This is a genomic window from Streptomyces amritsarensis (assembly GCF_001953875.1).
In the GTDB taxonomy this organism is placed as follows: domain Bacteria; phylum Actinomycetota; class Actinomycetes; order Streptomycetales; family Streptomycetaceae; genus Streptomyces; species Streptomyces amritsarensis.
Genome location: NZ_MQUR01000011.1, coordinates 16,324 through 32,528, shown reverse-complemented (window position 1 = coordinate 32,528; position 16,205 = coordinate 16,324). Strand labels below are relative to the sequence as shown.

General features: G+C 73.1%; 14 protein-coding genes. 5 read left to right on the top strand and 9 right to left on the bottom strand.

Annotated elements, in window-relative coordinates; genetic code table 11:
* Nucleotides 1-30: 30 nt before the first annotated feature.
* The 4 genes from AVW11_RS07455 to AVW11_RS07440 form a co-directional block, all read right to left on the bottom strand.
* Entirely contained in the window at nucleotides 31-564 is a 534-nt protein-coding gene (locus AVW11_RS07455; protein WP_234330902.1) for a hypothetical protein, read from the bottom strand.
* Nucleotides 565-755: 191 nt separating this feature from the next.
* Nucleotides 756-1,397, bottom strand: a complete 642-nt coding sequence (locus AVW11_RS07450; RefSeq protein ID WP_030841304.1) for a DedA family protein — start codon at nucleotides 1,395-1,397, stop codon at nucleotides 756-758.
* A gap of 270 nt (nucleotides 1,398-1,667) precedes the next feature.
* The gene (locus tag AVW11_RS07445; RefSeq protein ID WP_076043572.1) at nucleotides 1,668-3,332 is read right to left on the bottom strand and encodes an alkaline phosphatase D family protein; all 1,665 of its coding nucleotides are present in this window, start codon (nucleotides 3,330-3,332) and stop codon (nucleotides 1,668-1,670) included.
* Nucleotides 3,333-3,518: 186 nt separating this feature from the next.
* Nucleotides 3,519-4,172 (bottom strand): HNH endonuclease family protein, encoded by a 654-nt coding sequence (locus AVW11_RS07440; protein WP_076043571.1) that lies wholly within the window; start codon nucleotides 4,170-4,172, stop codon nucleotides 3,519-3,521.
* A gap of 524 nt (nucleotides 4,173-4,696) precedes the next feature.
* Here AVW11_RS07440 and AVW11_RS07435 point away from each other — a divergent pair.
* Together AVW11_RS07435 and AVW11_RS07430 are read left to right on the top strand one after the other, a co-directional pair.
* Nucleotides 4,697-5,278, top strand: coding sequence for a TMEM165/GDT1 family protein (locus tag AVW11_RS07435; protein WP_060178119.1), 582 nt, complete (start codon nucleotides 4,697-4,699; stop codon nucleotides 5,276-5,278).
* A 268-nt stretch (nucleotides 5,279-5,546) separates the two neighbouring features.
* A complete protein-coding gene (locus tag AVW11_RS07430; RefSeq protein ID WP_079250552.1) occupies nucleotides 5,547-6,068 on the top strand; it encodes a DinB family protein in 522 nt (173 codons plus the stop codon).
* Nucleotides 6,069-6,334: 266 nt separating this feature from the next.
* Here AVW11_RS07430 and AVW11_RS07425 read toward each other — a convergent pair whose 3' ends face one another.
* Both AVW11_RS07425 and AVW11_RS37085 read right to left on the bottom strand, forming a co-directional pair.
* Nucleotides 6,335-7,042: an HAD-IA family hydrolase gene (locus tag AVW11_RS07425; RefSeq protein WP_076043570.1), complete on the bottom strand. Its 708-nt coding sequence runs from the start codon at nucleotides 7,040-7,042 to the stop codon at nucleotides 6,335-6,337.
* Nucleotides 7,043-7,216: 174 nt separating this feature from the next.
* Entirely contained in the window at nucleotides 7,217-8,113 is an 897-nt protein-coding gene (locus AVW11_RS37085) for a peptidoglycan-binding domain-containing protein (RefSeq protein WP_076043569.1), read from the bottom strand.
* A gap of 191 nt (nucleotides 8,114-8,304) precedes the next feature.
* Between AVW11_RS37085 and AVW11_RS07415 the strand changes: the two genes are divergently transcribed.
* Nucleotides 8,305-10,374, top strand: a complete 2,070-nt coding sequence (locus AVW11_RS07415; protein WP_076043602.1) for an MDR family MFS transporter — start codon at nucleotides 8,305-8,307, stop codon at nucleotides 10,372-10,374.
* Nucleotides 10,375-10,422: 48 nt separating this feature from the next.
* Here AVW11_RS07415 and AVW11_RS07410 read toward each other — a convergent pair whose 3' ends face one another.
* The gene (locus AVW11_RS07410) at nucleotides 10,423-10,902 is read right to left on the bottom strand and encodes a GNAT family N-acetyltransferase (RefSeq protein ID WP_030841328.1); all 480 of its coding nucleotides are present in this window, start codon (nucleotides 10,900-10,902) and stop codon (nucleotides 10,423-10,425) included.
* A 188-nt stretch (nucleotides 10,903-11,090) separates the two neighbouring features.
* Between AVW11_RS07410 and AVW11_RS07405 the strand changes: the two genes are divergently transcribed.
* A complete protein-coding gene (locus AVW11_RS07405; protein ID WP_030841331.1) occupies nucleotides 11,091-11,486 on the top strand; it encodes a nuclear transport factor 2 family protein in 396 nt (131 codons plus the stop codon).
* A 191-nt stretch (nucleotides 11,487-11,677) separates the two neighbouring features.
* Here the strand turns inward: AVW11_RS07405 and AVW11_RS07400 are convergent, their stop codons facing one another.
* Nucleotides 11,678-12,025: an antibiotic biosynthesis monooxygenase family protein gene (locus tag AVW11_RS07400; protein ID WP_076043601.1), complete on the bottom strand. Its 348-nt coding sequence runs from the start codon at nucleotides 12,023-12,025 to the stop codon at nucleotides 11,678-11,680.
* A 107-nt stretch (nucleotides 12,026-12,132) separates the two neighbouring features.
* Between AVW11_RS07400 and AVW11_RS07395 the strand changes: the two genes are divergently transcribed.
* Nucleotides 12,133-14,202, top strand: a complete 2,070-nt coding sequence (locus AVW11_RS07395; RefSeq protein ID WP_076043568.1) for a phosphatase PAP2 family protein — start codon at nucleotides 12,133-12,135, stop codon at nucleotides 14,200-14,202.
* Nucleotides 14,203-14,757: 555 nt separating this feature from the next.
* Here AVW11_RS07395 and AVW11_RS07390 read toward each other — a convergent pair.
* Nucleotides 14,758-16,002: a cytochrome P450 gene (locus tag AVW11_RS07390; protein WP_076043567.1), complete on the bottom strand. Its 1,245-nt coding sequence runs from the start codon at nucleotides 16,000-16,002 to the stop codon at nucleotides 14,758-14,760.
* Between the last annotated feature and the right edge of the window lie 203 nt (nucleotides 16,003-16,205).

Here is a 16,205-nt window from a genome sequence, read left to right as displayed (position 1 = left end):
CCGCCCCGGCCAGGACCGGCCGGGGCCGGCCTACGCAGCCGCGCGCCGGCGCAGCACCCACACCCCTCCGGCCAGCGCGGTGACGGCGAGGGCTGCGCCGACGGCGATCTGGGTCGTGCTCATCGAGCCGACGCTGCCGCCCGTTCCGCCGCGCGCGGCGCCGGGGGTGACCTGGAGGGAGACGGTGACGCTCTGGCCGCCCGGGCCGCCGCACTCGAAGGTGACGCGGTGCGCGCCGGGGAGGGCGTTGGAGAAGACGGTGGCGCTGCCGAACAGGTTGGTGGCCTCCAGATTCCCGGGGGTGAGCCGTACCTCGTTGAACGCGGTCGACGTGACCCGGGCGACCTTGGTGCCGCACCCCTCGACGTTCAGGGCGACCCGGCCGCCCGGGGCGACCGTGGTGGGCGAGACGCCGGCAGAGGGCGACGCGGCGTGGGCGAGCGTGGCGGGTGTGGCGGCGGCGATGACGAGGGTGGCGGCCGCGGCGGTCATCAGACGGCGCGGAGCGGCGGACCGCGAGCGGGGTGCGGTGGCCGGCGGCTGGGCGAGCGGCGTGGCGGGCATGGAGAGAACTCCTCGGCTCCTCGAAACGGCGCGGCCAGGCCACGGATGTGACGCCGATTCGGTTGCGCACCGTTCTCCGGACGCTAGGAGCGATGCCCGCCGGCTGCGATCGGGGCCGGGTGAACGGGTGAGGCACTGCTCCGCCCGGGGGAGCCCGCAGGGCCCGCCGCCCCCTGACCCCGCGGACGCCCCTACGCCGCGGGGGTCGCGGTCGGAGCCGAGGGCGGGCGGCGTACGAGGAAGGCCGCGAGGGCGCCCGCGGCGAACAGGGCGACGATCGACACCGCGGTCCCGAGCCACTGCGTACCCAGCCACTGGGTGCCGAAGTAGCCGAGGGCCACGCTGTAGCCGGCCCACGCCATGCCCGCCAGGACCGACCAGGGCAGGAACTCCGCGACCTTGCGCTGGGTCTTGCCCGCGCCGAGGGACACCACCGAGCGGCCCGCCGGCGCGAAGCGGGCGATCACCACGAGGGCGCCGCCACCGCGCGCGAGGGCCGTGCCCAGGCGTTCCTGGGCACGCGTGAGCCGACGGGAGCGGGCGATGGCCCGGTCCAGCCGGGCTCCGCCGCGCCGGCCCAGCCGGTACGCGGCCATGTCGCCCAGCACCGACGCCGTCGTCGCGATCACCAGCAGCAGCAGGATGTCCGGTACCTGCTCGGGCCCCGGAACCTGCACCGGTCCCGCCGCTCCGGCGGCGGCGGCCGCCGCCGCGGCGGTGATCACCAGGACTCCGCTCGGCAGCACCGGAAGGAAGACGTCGAGCAGGATGGACACCGCCACCAGGGCGTAGATCCATGGGCTCGCGGTCAGCGACCCCAGAGTCTCAAACAAAGCGGGACTCCCCAGTCCGGTTGACGTGCTGCGGCATGAAGCGCCGCGACGTCGCGGGGGAGCGGCAGGGGCGGCTGACAGCCATACAGCGTACGCCCGGCGCTCCCGCCCCGGGTGCCCGGGGCGGGAGCGCACACCACAGCGGTGTCGCCCCCCGCCCCTGCCTGACCGGCCCAGGTCCCGGCCGCGCCGCCCCCGGAGTCACGCCCCCGGCCCGGCGGCCGTGCCGGCGGCCGGCGGGCCACCGGCGCCGTGCCCCGGCACACGCCGCTATTGCGCCGCCGTCAGCTCCCGGTCCAGCACCGTCACCAACCCGGCCCGCCCACGCTTCTTGCGCGCCTGGTCCAGTCGCAGCCGCGCCGTCCGCCCGGACAACGCCAGCGTCATCAGCTGGTTCCCGAACCAGGGACCCCCCGTACGCCGCCAGTTCAGCGGCGGCCGCCCCGTCCGCCCGTGCAGGGAGAAGCCGCGTCCCAGCCACCGGCCCGTCCGCGACCAGCCCAGCCGGAACCCCCACTTGACCACGGTGTGAATGGAATTGTGAACGGGCGAGCACGTCAGCTGGAACACCCGCGCCGTACTGGGTATTCGAGGCTCGGCCACATACGCGTGGTGCACGTCCCCCGACAGCACGCACACCGTCGCAGGCGCCCGGGGCCCCGTACCCACCTCCTCGATCAGATCCGTCAGCGCCGCGAACGACGCCGGGAACGCCGCCCAGTGCTCCAGATCGCTGCGCCGCCGCAGGTCCTCGCCGATGCGAGCCCACCGCGGCCCGCGCTCCCCGCGGCACAGCGCCGCATTCCACGTCTCCGCGTCATGGATCAGCGGCGGCATCAGCCAGGGCAGCGAGGACCCGATCAGCAGGTGGTCGTAGCCCCCGTGTCCGGCGAGGGCGTTGTCCCGCAGCCACTGCTGCTCCGCCGGATCGAGCATGGCCCGCCCGTCCTCGGCCAGTACCCGGGCGGCCCGCGTGTCCACCATCAGCAACCGGGTCCGCCCGAAGTCCCGCCGGTAGCTCCAGCGCACCGTGGCCGGATCGGCGTCCGCCGCGGACGCGAAGGCCCGTAGCGCGTCCGTGCCGTCGGGGTCCTCGCGGACCGCTGCGTACAGTTCGTCCGCCGCCAGCTCGGCGGCCGAGAGATTGCCCAGGTGCTGGTACACCCAGTACGACATCAAACCGCTGAGGACGCGCTCCCGCCACCACGGGGTCGCCCGCATCTCCGCGAGCCACGCCGCGCTCGTGTTCCAGTCGTCGATGACGTCGTGGTCGTCGAACATGTGCAGGCTCGGCACTGTCGACAGCAGCCAGCGGATCTCCGGGTCGAGCCACGACTCGTAGTAGAGCCGGGTGTACTCCTCGTAGTCCGCGACCTGGGCGCCGGGCGCCTCCCGCAGATCCCGTCGGGCGGCCAGCCACTGCCTGGTCTCCCGCGACAGGGCGTCCGCGTACACCTGGTCGCCGAGCAGGAGCAGGAGGTCCGGCCGCTCCGCCTCCGGGTCGGCGGCCAGCCGCGCCGCGAGGGTGTCGAGCGCGTCCGGCCCGTGCGGCCCCCGCCGGCCGGCGGGGGGCGCGGCCTGCCGGCAGGAGCCGAAGGTGATGCGCAGCCCGGGTCCGCGCCCGGGCCGGCCCGGTCCCGCCACGGCCGGAGTGGTGATCGTGCTCGGCGGGAAGCCGCTGTCGGGCAGCGGCCACACCTGCCGGCCGTCGAGCAGCACCTCATACGGCGTCGTGGTGCCCGGGGTCAGCCCGGTCACCGGCACCAGCGCATAGTGGTGGCCGGCTATCTGGAAGGTCCGCGCGCTGCCGCCGGCCCCGCCCGTGCACCGCACTTCGGCCGTGCACGGGCGGTCCGCCTCCACCCATACGGTGGCCGATCCGCCCGTCTCCCAGTCGACGTGGCGCAGCAGCGGCCCCAGACGCAATCCGGCCATGCAACTCCCCCTCCTCCTTAGCCCCTTCGATCACGGTACGACGGAGAGGGGGAGCCACGCCTCCCCCTGGCGGGGGAAAGATCGACCGGTGGGGCGGGCGGGGCGCGCCGGCGGCCGGTCCGACCGGCGACGGGCCGACGCCCGCCCGTCGCCGGTCGGCGCCCGGTCAGCCGCCGGTCAGGTCGGTCAGCAGCCGTTCAGCACGTTGACCAGGGCAGTCTTCTCGCCCGAGTCCATGCTCAGGCCCCAGTACTGCTTCACGCCGACCCACATGCGCGCGTACGTACAGCGGTAGGCCGTCCGCGGCGGCAGCCACTTGCCGGGGTCGAGGTCGCCCTTGGCCTGGTTGACGTTGTCGGTGACCGCGATGAGCTGCGGGCGGGTGAGGTCGTTGGCGAACTGCTGGCGCTTGGACGTGGTCCAGGAGGAGGCGCCGGAACGCCAGGCCTCGGCGAGCGGGACGACATGGTCGATGTCGATGTCGGAGGCGGCCGTCCAGGTGGCGCCGTCGTACTCCGAGTACCAGCTGCCGCTCACCGCGGCGCAGGCGGAGTCCTGGACGACGTTCACCCCGTCCCGCTTGAGCACGGTCTCGCGGGTGTTGCAGGTGCCGGAGACGGTGCTCCAGTGCGGGAAGAGGTCGCGGCTGTACCCGCTGGTGGATCCTTCTGTCTTCGGGGTGACCGTGGCCAGGTAAGCGCGGGCGGCCGAGGCGCTGATCGGGGTGGGAGGGGCGGCCTGGGCGGTCGGGGCGTTCAGGAGGGAGGTGAGCGCGGCGAGCGAGGCCACTGACGCGAGCACGCCAAGGCGACGCGCGTAGACGTGGGGTGTGAGTGCCATGGGGGCTCCCTGGGTGCGGGGGGTCAGGCCGATTCGCCCCGGCGGGGCGTGGCCATGCTGGCGCCCTCGGGTTGCGAGGGGATGGGCGCCAGGTGACAGCGTGGCGACATGAGCACGTCACATCAAGCCACGCAAGGCCCCGGATTTAAATGGAAGTTGAGATTCCGCAGTCGTGGGGAGGCGGGTGCGGGAGCGGGGCGGGGGGCAGGGCGGTACAGGGCAGGACCAAAGGCCCATTCCGGCCGGTCGTCGGCGTCGCGTACTCTGTTCGGAGCAGAAGGGGAGTAGCTCTTCGCCGGACCGTCGACATACTGCTGGGTCACCCAGCCGGCGCCCGGAGGCAGGCCGCACAGCAGCAGCGGCAGGCCAGCGAGACCTTCGGCCGCAGTGTCCTGTCCCGTCGTGGGCGCGTTCCGTACGCGCACGCGCACGCCAGGGCGCCGCCGAGCCGAAGCGACCCCTGACACATCCCAGGTCTCTCGGTACCGATGGCGTCCTGCCCGACCGATTGAGGTTCCACCCCCGTGTTCAGCTTCAGCATCACGGCGATCGCCTTCGGCGTCGTCTTCCTTGCCGAACTCCCCGACAAGACGGCCCTCGCCGGCCTGATGCTCGGCACGCGCTACCGCGCCTCCTACGTCTTCGCGGGCGTCGCCGCCGCCTTCGCCGTGCACGTCGCGCTCGCCATCGCCGCCGGCAGCGTGCTCACCCTGCTCCCGCACCGCCTCGTCCAGGCCGTCGTCGGCATCCTCTTCCTCCTGGGCGCGGCCATGCTGCTGCTGAAGAAGAACGACGGCGACGAGGAGATCAAGCCGCCCGCCGACCAGTCCTTCTGGAAGGTCTCGGGAGCCGGCTTCATGCTGATCCTGGTGGCGGAATTCGGAGACCTGACCCAGATCATGACCGCCAACCTGGCGGCACGGTACGACGACCCCGTCTCGGTCGGCATCGGCGCGGTGCTGGCGCTGTGGGCGGTCGCCGGTATCGGCATCCTGGGCGGCCGCACCCTCATGAAGTACGTACCGCTGCGACTCATCACCAAGATCGCGGCCGCCGTGATGGCGGCGCTGGCCGTGTTCTCGCTGTACGAGGCCGTCGCGGGCTGAGCCGCCTGGGCCGCTCGGGCGGGCCGGACGGGCCGGGCCGCCCGGTCGGGCTGGGCCGGCTGCGAGGCGTGAGCGGGCCGCGGCAGGCGGCGGGGGAGGGCGTGGCCGGCCGCCGGGGTCCGGAGGCGGAAACTCCGTTGCGGACGGCGCGTCCGGGCGGCACGCTCTGCGCGTGATCGACTCGACCCCCTCCACCGGCCCCGGCCCCTCCCCGGGCGCCGGCTCCGGCCCCGAGCCCGCCCCGGACCGCCGTTTCGGCTGGTCCAACATGTTCGTCGACCCCGACGCGGACCCGCGCGCCGACGGGGGCTTCCGCGGCGAGCGGGACGTGCTCACCGGGTATCTCACCGACCAGCGGCTGACGCTGGAGCTCAAGTGCCAGGGCCTCGACGCGGAGGCCCTCGCGCGGCGCTCCGTGGAGCCGTCCGACCTGTCCCTGCTGGGACTCCTGCGCCACCTCGCGGGTGTCGAGCAGTACTGGTTCCGGCAGGTCATGGCGGGCCAGGACGTACGCAGGCACTACCGCTCGCAGGAGGAACCCGCCGGGGAGTTCACCGGCGCGGCGGCCGACCCGGAACTGGTCGCGGACGCGTGGGCGACCTGGCGGGCCGAGGTCGCCTTCGCGGAACAGCTCGTCGCCCAGGCCCCCGGCATGGACGTCACGGGCGACTGCGGCGGCGAGCCGATGGAGCTCCGCGAGGTGCTGGTCCACATGATCGAGGAGTACGCCCGCCACAACGGGCACGCGGACTTCCTGCGGGAACGCATCGACGGGCGCGTGGGGCAGTAGGCCGCCGGCCCGGCCCGGCTCGGCCCGGCGCAACGCAGGGGCCGGCGGGAACACCCTGCCCGGCGTGATCAGGAACCATCTCGAACAGCGCAGCGGTCTCCGCGCGCCCGGCCGGCGGCCGTCTCCAGCGGCCTGCCCCGCGGCGGACAGATATCGGGCCCCGCCGTGTGGACTCCGGCGCCTCCGCTCCGAGGTGCGCGGGGAGGTGGCGGCGGAGTGGGCTCCGGGACGCGCGCCCCGAAGGCCCGCCGGCTGCGGGGCCGGCCCTACTGCGCGGGTGCGTCCTGGGGCCGCGGCCGCACGGTGATGCGGATCGAGCCGTCGGCCTCGGCCGTGACGTCGAGGGACGTCAGGTCCGGGACGTGCACCGTCGGGCCGTGCGCGGCGGCGCGGGGGCCCACGCCGATCACGCGCATGCCCGCCGCCCGGCCGGCGGCTATGCCCGCGGCCGAGTCCTCGAAGACGATGCAGTCGGCCGGGTCCATGCCCAGCGCGGCGGCGCCCTTGAGGAAGCCCTCGGGGTCCGGCTTGCTGGCTCCGACGGACTCGGCCGTGACCCGCACCACGGGCATCGGGAGCGCGGCGGCCGTCATCCGGGCGGTGGCCAGCGCGGCGTCGGCGGACGTGACCAGGGCGTGCGGCAGACCGCCGATCGCGGCCATGAAGTCCGGCGCCCCCGCGACCGGGACCACGCCGTCGGTGTCGGCCGTCTCCCGGGCCAGCATCTCCGCGTTCTCGGCGAGGTTGATCTCCATGGGGCGGTCCGGCAGGAGCACGGCCATGGTGGCGTAGCCCTGGCGGCCGTGGACCACCTTCAGGGCTTCCTGCGGGTCCAGCCCGTGGGAGAGGGCCCAGTCGCGCCAGCAGCGTTCGACCACCGCGTCGGAGTTGACGATCGTGCCGTCCATGTCAAGGAGCAGGGCCTTGGCGGTGAGGGCTACGGGTGCGGTGGTCGTGGTGGTGCTGGCCGGCATCGACGGGGCTCCAGACGGGCGGGAAAAGAGAACAAGTGGTTCCGTCCACCGGTCAGGGAGTGAGGACGGAACCACTTTGTTCCATCACGATACAAAACGTGGGGCCGACTGCGCCACTCGCGGACATGTGACCCCCGTCGCCCCGACGTCCGACGCCCCTCTCCCCGTGCCGGGCTACCCCTCCAGCGCCTTGCGGGTGAGGGGCCCGTAGACGCCCCACTCCTGGTCGTCGATCCCGTTGTAGAACTGGAACGTCGACAGTGCGTCCTCGACCCGCGAGTCGAACCTTCCGTGGAACCTGCCCCGGTACAGGCCCTCTGCCGCCAGCAGCCGCTGGAGCTTCTCCACCTCCGGACCCGAATCCCCGTAACGCAGGACCGGGGCCTGCGCGGGCGTCGGGCTGGCGGAACGGCTCACGCCCGGCGACGCGCTCGGCGACGGGGGCGCGGACGAAGCGGAACGGGACGCGCTCGGCGACGGGGACGCGGACGGCGACGCCGACTTCGAGGCGCTCGGCGACGCGGAAGCCGACGGCGACGCGCTGACCCCACTCGGGCTGCCCGACGGCACGACCGGAGCCGCGCTCACCGCAGGCGCCGAAACCTTCGCGTCCAGCAGCGTCGTATCGCTCTCAGGGGAGGCGGGCAGTACCCACACCGCCACGGCCGTCCCGCTGAGGGCCACCGCCGCCGCGGCTCCGGCCAGCACGGCCAGCCGCCGCCGGCGGGCAGCGGAACCGGACCGCTCCTCCGGGCCCCCGCCCCCGCCGCCTCCTGCGCCGGGTGCGGTGACCGCCGCCGGGACCGCGTGGAGCTGGACCGTGTCCGCCGGGTGCGGCGCAGGCGCCGACCCCGCCTGCCACGGGCCGTCCTGCCACTGCCCGGCGGCGGGCGCCACGGGCATCCCGTACGCCGGGGTGTCGTCCTGCGCGCGCAGCGGCCGCGCCGAGGCCTCCGGCGGGGACACCGCTCCGGCCACCGGCTGCGGGAACGGCGGCGCGGCCTCGGCGGCAAGCTCACCGGGATCGGACAACGTCACGTACGGACGGATGCGCAGAGGGTTGAAAGCCACACCCGGTGCACACCCGCAGGCGGCGCCGGCGGCGTCGCAATTCGGACAGTGCTCACCGTTCACTGGGGACTCCCTCCCTGGCCATTGCCTGCGATTATGCAGACCCTCCGCGCCCCTCCCAACCGTCCGAGAGGCCATAACCGGACACACCGCTCAGGATGGAAATGTTGATCCGGCCGGAGGAGGAATCGATGGCTCAGGATGCGACCAAAGGTGCCGCGGACCCCGTTCCCGGCCCGCACAAGCCCGACCCCTCGGGCGAGCACGACTCCCGCGAGGTACTCGTCCCCATCGGCGCCCTGCTCCTGGGCCTGCTGATCGCGGCGCTCGACCAGACCATCGTCTCCACCGCCCTGCCGACCATCGTCAGCGACCTCGGCGGCATGGCCCACCTGTCCTGGGTCGTCACCGCCTACATGCTCGCCGCCACCGCGGCCACACCCCTGTGGGGCAAACTCGGCGACCAGTACGGCCGCAAGAAGCTCTTCCAGTACGCCATCGTCCTCTTCCTGATCGGGTCGGCGCTGTGCGGACTCGCCCAGGACATGCCCCAGCTCATCGGCTTCCGCGCCCTCCAGGGCCTGGGCGGCGGCGGACTGATCGTGCTGTCGATGGCGATCGTCGGCGACATCGTCCCGCCCCGTGAACGAGGCCGCTACCAGGGTCTCTTCGGCGGCGTCTTCGGCGCGACCAGCGTGCTGGGCCCCCTCCTCGGCGGCGTGTTCGTCGACAACCTCTCCTGGCGCTGGGTCTTCTACATCAACCTCCCCATCGGTCTCGTCGCCCTCGTCGTCATCGCCGCAGCCCTCCACATCCCGGCACGCCCCTCGAAGCACACCATCGACTACCTCGGCACCTTCCTCATCGCATGCGTCGCCACCTGCCTCGTCCTCGTCGCCTCCCTCGGCGCCACCTGGGGCTGGGGCTCGGCCCGGATCATCGGCGTCGCCGTCCTCGGTGTCGTGCTGCTCGCCGCCTTCCTGCTCGTCGAGCGCAAGGCCGCCGAACCCGTCCTGCCCCTGAAGCTCTTCCGCATCCGCACCTTCTCCCTCTGCTCGGCGATCAGCTTCGTCGTCGGCTTCGCGATGTTCGGGGCGATGGTCTACCTGCCGACCTTCCTCCAAATCGTCCAGGGCGTCTCACCGACCATGTCCGGCGTCCACATGCTGCCGATGGTCATCGGCATGCTGATCTCCTCCACCGCCTCCGGGCAGGTCGTCAGCCGCACCGGCCGCTGGAAGGTCTTCCCGATCGCCGGCACCGCCGTCACCGCCCTGGGCCTGCTCCTCCTACACCAGCTGCACCGCACCAGCTCCACCTGGGAGATGAGCGTCTACTTCTTCGTCTTCGGCGCCGGACTCGGCCTGGTCATGCAGGTCCTCGTCCTCGTCGTGCAGAACGCCGTCAGCTACGCCGACCTCGGCGTCGCCACCTCCGGTGCCACCTTCTTCCGCTCCATCGGCGCGTCCTTCGGCGTCGCCATCTTCGGCACGGTCTTCACCAACCAGCTCGACGACAAACTGGCCGCCTCCCTGGCCGGGGTGGCCCTGCCCGCCGACGCGGGCATCCCCCAGCTCGAGGCGGACCCCCGCGCCATCGGCGCACTCCCCGCGGACCTCCGCCCCCGCGTGCTCGACGCGTACGCCACCGCCATCACCGACGTCTTCCTCTACGCCGTGCCCGTCGTCCTGATCGCCTTCGTCCTCGCCTGCTTCCTGAAGGAGGACAAGCTCCGCGCCTCCGTCACCGCACCCGACGTGACCGAGACCCTGGCCTCCAACCCCGTCCAGCGCTCCTCCCACGACGAGGTCGCCCGCGCCCTGTCCGTCCTCGGCACCCGCGAGGGCCGACGCCACGTCTACGAGAAGATCACCGAGAAGGCCGGCTACGACCTGCTGCCCGCCTCCAGCTGGCTGCTGCTGCGGATCAACAAATACGGCTCGGCGGAACCGGCACTGCTCGCCGAGCGCGTCAACGTACCGCTGAAGGTCATCACGGACGCCGCCCGCCAGGTCGAGGAGCGCGGCCTCGCCGTCCGGGAGGGGCTGCCGCTGGTGCTGACCGAGCAGGGCAGCGCGGCCGCCGCGAAGCTCAGCGCGGCCCGGCAGGAGTCGCTCGCCGAACTGCTCGGCGACTGGTGGGGGCCCGACCGGCCGACCGACCTGGTCAAGCTCGTCGAGGAGATCAACACGGAGCTCTGCGGATCGGACTCCGAAGAGCCCTACGACGCCGAACCGCGACGCGACCACGCCGCGCCCTAGCCGCCCGCCGCCGTCCGCCCCCGCCCGCCGCGGACGTCCGCCGGACGGTCAGACCAGGCGCTTCTCGAACCAGTGCTCCGCATACGGGCCGGAGTTGTACGCCGGTATCTCGGCATAGCCGTGACGCGCATACAACGCGCGCGCCTCCACGAGATCCGACCGGGTGTCCAGCCGGACCCGCTCGGCGCCCCACGCACGGCTCTGCGCCTCCAGGGCCCGGAGCAGGGCCGCCCCGCCACCGGTACCGCGGGCACGCCGGTCGACATACACCCGGGTGAGCTCGGCCGTCACCGGGTCGAGCAGCCGGACCCCGCCGCACGCGAGTGCCTCGCCGCCGAGACGGCCGACGACGAACTGCCCCGCCGGCGGTACCAGCCCGTCGTCCGGGAAATCCAGCAGCCCCTGGTCGATCTCGGCCTCGGTGACCCCGCGTTTCCAGTACCGGCCGGCGACCTCGGCGTAGTAGGCGCGGCGCAGCCGGACCGCGTCGCCCGTCGTGAACGGTTCCGGGGACACGGCCCACGCCATGGTGACCGTGGGAGTGGGAGTGGGAGTGGGAGGGGGAGTCGGAGTGGACGGAGGTGTGGGGTGTTCGCCGTGAGTGGTCATGGCGTCATTGTGGAGTTACCGCACGGGCTCCCGCGTGGAATATCCACATAGGCGGGCTGATGATAGGAACAACGACGATTCTGCCTACCCGGAGGGTGTGAAACGCCATGGCAGAGCATCCGGACTGTGCCCTGATCCGCCGCGGCTACGAGGCCTTCGGCAAGGGCGACATGGAGGCGCTGGGCGCGCTCATGACCGCCGACGTCATCCACCACGTGCCCGGCAACAACCCCATGTCCGGACACCACAAGGGCCGCGAGCACGTCCTCGACTTCTACCGCCGCCTCGGAGAGGAGACGAAGGGCACCTTCCAGGTGCACCTGGAATCGGTGCTCGCGGACGGGCGGGGGCACGTGATGAGCTTCCACACGGCGCGTGGTGACCGCGGCGACCGCGGCATCGAGATCCGCGAAGGCCTCTTCTTCACCATCGTCGGCCACAAGATCACTGACATCGACCAGTGCACCGCGGACATCGACGAGGAAGACGCCTTCTGGAGCTGACCCGCCCCTGATCCGTCCGACCCGCCCCTGGTCTGCGCCCGACCCGCCTCGAATCGGCCCGGCCGATCCGGCCCCTGCGGCCCCTCCGGCCGGTCCGACTCACCCGACCGATCCACCGATCCACCGATCCGCCGACCCGACCCCGAGCGCTCGGACCCCGGGACACCACCCGGGGTCCGAGCGCTGACGGATCAACCCTTCTTCGGCGCCGCCTGCTGCACGACCTCGAACGACCACACCGTCGAAGCCGAGGCCGCCGGCTTCGGCCGCTCCGCGCCGCCCGCACCGTCCGCGCCGCCCTCGCCGCCGCCCTGGTGAGCGGCCTTCATCGGCCCCTCCATCCACGCCTGGAAGTCCTCCTCCGAACGCCACCGCGTGTACACCAGGTACTGGTCGGTGCCCTCCACGGGGCGCAGCAGCTCGAACCACTCGAAGCCGTCCGAGCTCTCCACCGCCCCCGCCCGCGAGGCGAAGCGCCGCTCCAGGACCTCCCGCTGTTCGGCGGGAACCGTCAGTGCGTTGATCTTCACGATGCTCATGGAAGCCATCCTAGGGATCCTGCGGGGGATATCGTCGTGCCGGTATCGGAGCGCGGCAGCCAGGCGGAGTCGGGGTTGCGGTCAACAGGGCGGGAGGCCGGCGAGGCGTGGCGAACGCGGCGGAGCACAGCACAGCGAACGGACATGCCGGGGTCATAGGCGGCAACAGCAGGCTCGGCGCGGTGCGGCTCCTCCTGTGGGCGCTGGCCGGCGCCCTCGCCGTCAGACAGGCCGTCGCGGTGCTGCGCGTGCCGCCGGCCGAGTGGCTGGGCGGCTTCCACCTCCCCGGCGGCCTCCCCGGCCCGGGCGGCGCAGCCGCCGGGTCGGTCTACGACATCGGGCAGTTCGCCGGCACCCCCTTCGCCGGGTTGGTCCTCAAGCCGCTCGCGGGCCTGGCGGCCCCCTCGCTGGAGGTCGCCTGGACCTGCGTGACGCTGCTGTTCGTCGCCGCGATCGGACTCGTCGCCGCCCGCGGCCTGCCCGACCCCGTGCCGCGGCGCACCGCGCTGCTCGCCGCGCCCGTCCTCACCGCCCTGATGATGGTCTCGCTGCCCGTCCGCGAGGCCGCCTCACCAGGCCGGACCGCCGTCGTCCCCGTCCTGCTGGTCCTCCTCGCCGCCTTCCGGGTGCCCGGCGACCGGCCCGCCGGCTTCCTCGTCGGCCTCGCCGCCGCACTCCAGCCGGCACTGCTGCTCTTCGCCCCGCTGCTGTGGCTGACCGGCCGCCGCCCCGCCGCCCGGACCGCCGCCGTGGCCTTCGCCGCGGCCACCGCCCTGTCGTGGGCGGCCCTGCCGCGCGACTCCTGGACGTACTGGGTGCACCACCTGGGCGGCTCCGGCCTCGGCGGTGCCCCCGACGGCCTCGCCAACCAGTCCGTGCACGGCGCGCTGCTGCGCCTCGGCCTGACCGGACCGGCCGAGGTCCTGCTCTACGCCGCCCTCGCGGGCGCCATCGCCTGGTTCGGCCTGCGCCGCGCGGTCCGCTACGCCCGCGACGGCCAACTGCTGCTCGCCGTCGCCGTCACTGGCTGCGTGGCCGTCGCCGTGTCCCCGACCGGCTGGCGCCACCAGCTGCTGTGGGTGCTGCTCGCCGTCGCCGGCAGGGTGGGCCGGCGCGCCGCCGACCGGCGCGTGTGGCCGGTGGCCGTGGTCCTCGCCATGACCCTGCCGAGCGCGGTACTGCTGCCGAACCTGACCGCCCTGGCGCCCGTACGGGACAACGTGCTGCTGCTCACCGCGGTGGCGGCGGCCTGCGCGGTGCCGTTCCTGCCGCGCTCGTCCCCGTACTGGCGCGACCCCGTACCCACCGCCTACGGCCGGCCTGCGGCGGCCCGCTGGTCCTGGGTGCCGCTGCTGCCGTTCTGGCGGCGCGTGCTGTCCCGCCCGAACCTGCTGCTGGAACTCCTGCTGATACGGGTCGGCTACTCGATCTACTCCCACATCCGGGCGGCCGCCCCCGCCAGCCGCTCCCTCGCCGAGGGCAACGGCAGCCAGATCCTCGGGATCGAGAAGGCACTGGGACTCGACATCGAGCACGCCGTCAACCACGCAGTGGTGGACACGCCCTGGCTGGAGGCCTTCTTCAACTTCTACTACACCTCCTTCCACTTCGTGGTCCCGCTGGCGATCCTGGCTGTCCTGTACTGGCGGCGCCCCGGCGACTACCGCTGGGCCCGGGCCTCCCTGGGCCTGGCCACCGTCCTCGCCCTCGCCGGCTTCTGGCTCTACCCGCTCGCCCCGCCGCGGCTGATGCCCGGCCTCGGCTTCGTCGACACCGTGCACGGTCCGCAGGACCTGGCCAACCCGTCGTACGGGGCTATGACCGCGATCTCCAACCAGTACGCGGCGATGCCCTCGCTGCACTTCGGCTGGTCGCTGTGGTGCGGGATCGTGATCGTGGTGCTGGCCCCGAAGGGCTGGCAGAAGCTGCTGGGGGCGCTGCACCCGCTGATCACGGTGTGCGCGATCGTCGCCACCGCCAACCACTGGGTGCTGGACGCGGTCGGCGGTGCGGTCGTCGTGACCGCCGGCTTCGGGCTCGTCCACGTCCTGTCCGGGCCGCGCGGCCTCCAGGCGGACCTTCCGGTGCAGCAGAGCGGAGACGGCGCGGAACGGGCCTCGGCGGCCGACGCCACCGCGGCTGCGGCGGCCGAGCCCGTCGCAGGGGCGCGCCCCTGACTCCGGGCACGCGACCCCGTCGGCTCCCGCCGCGCCGCCCGCGCGGCAGTGTCCGCAACGGCCCCGGGCCCTCGTGCCCGACCCGCCGGGCGACCCGCCGGGCGACCGCCGGCGGCGGCAGGGCCGCGGTGCACGGCGGTTTCCCGGCCATCTGCCCGACGCGGCGCTCGGCTCGTCCGTGACGCCGCTGCTCCGGGCCGGCGCCGCCCGTACCACGGTGCGGTTCCGTGCACGCCGTGATCCGGCCGGTCACGTCGTGCACCCCACCGTGTGCTGAGAGGGCGCCGCCCCGCACGCGGGCCGGCCCACCGCCACCGCCGGGGCCCGAAGGCCCGGCACGCACGACGGCAGGTTCTGCGTCCCGCCGCGGACCGTGCGGGCCGAAGGGGCGCCGGGGCGCACATCGCCCCGGCGCCCCTTCGGCTGGATCGCCGCTGTGAGTAAGGATCACCCCGTTCGGGTGGGCCCGCCACTCGAACGGCGGGTCCGAAAGCGACCAGCGGACGGCAGGGGCCGGGCGTGGGAGGAGCGGCCCCTGCCGTCCTGGGTCACGGGTCAGCCGTGGCTGACCCGGAGCTCCTTGATGCCGTTGAGCCAGGCGGCCCGCAGCCGCCGGGGGCCCTCGCCGGCCAGCCGCAGGTCGGGCAGCGCGTCGGCCAGGGCGTTGAAGATCAGGTCGATCTCCATGACGGCCAGGGACTTGCCGAGGCAGAAGTGCGGACCGCCGCCGCCGAAGCCCAGGTGCGGGTTCGGGTCGCGGGTGATGTCGAAGACGTCCGGGTTCTCGAAGACCTCGGGGTCGTGGTTGGCGGAGGAGTAGAACATCCCCACCCGGTCTCCCGCCTTGATCTTCTGGCCGCCGAGCTCGGTGTCCTGGGTGGCGGTGCGCTGGAAGGACACCACCGGGGTGGCCCAGCGGACGATCTCCTCGGCGGCGGTGGACGGCCGGGTCGCCTTGTAGAGCTCCCACTGCTCGGGGTGCGTCAGGAAGGCGTGCATGCCGTGGCTGATGGCGTTGCGCGTGGTCTCGTTGCCGGCGACCGCCAGCAGCAGCACGAAGAAGCCGAACTCGTCGGAGCCGAGGTTGCCCTGGCCCTCGGCGGCCACCAGCTGGGTGACGATGTCCTGGGCCGGGCACTCCTTGCGCTGTGCCGAGAGGTTCATCGCGTAGCCGATGAGCTCCATGGCGGCGTTGGAGCCGACCTCGGCCGTGATCGCGTACTCGGGGTCGTCGTAGGCGATCATCTTGTTCGACCAGTCGAAGATCTTGGAGCGGTCCTTCTGCGGTACGCCGATCAGTTCGGCGATGGCCTGCAGCGGGAGTTCGCACGCCACCTGCGTCACGAAGTCGAAGCTCCCGTCCGCCGCTGCCGCCGACGCCTCCTCGACGATCCTTCGGGCCCGGTCGCGCAGGGCCGCCTCCAGTCCCCGGATGGCCCGAGGGGTGAAACCGCGCTGCACGATCTGGCGGACGCGGGAGTGCTCCGGCGGATCCATGTTCAGCATGATCAGCCGCTGGGCGTCGATCGCATCGCGCTGGATGTGCTCGTTGAAGCGGATGATCGCGGTGTTGGTGGTCGAGGAGAACAGTTCGGGGTGCGTGGAGACGTACTTGACGTCCGCGTGCCGGGTCACTGCCCAGTAGCCCTCGTCGTCGAAACCGGTGACTCCCCGCCGCTGCGGGCACCACCACACGGGAGCGGTCTGCCGCAGCCGTGCGAACTCCGGGTAGGGGACCCGGCTCTGGAGGAGGTCGGGGTCGGTGGCGTCGAAGCCGTCGGGGAGCGCGGGGCAGGACATCGGGCAACTCCAAAGTCTGACGGACCATCAGAAGTTGGCTTGAAGGTAGTAACGAGTTCCAGAAGTGACAAGGGTCGGCGCGCCAACTGTTGCGTGTGGAATCCGTGCAGGGCACGTGCAAGACCCTTGCGTGCCGGGCTCCAGGTCATAAGACTGCGGATAGAACTAGAACGCGTACTAGTTCAGGGCGGGGCGCCGGGACG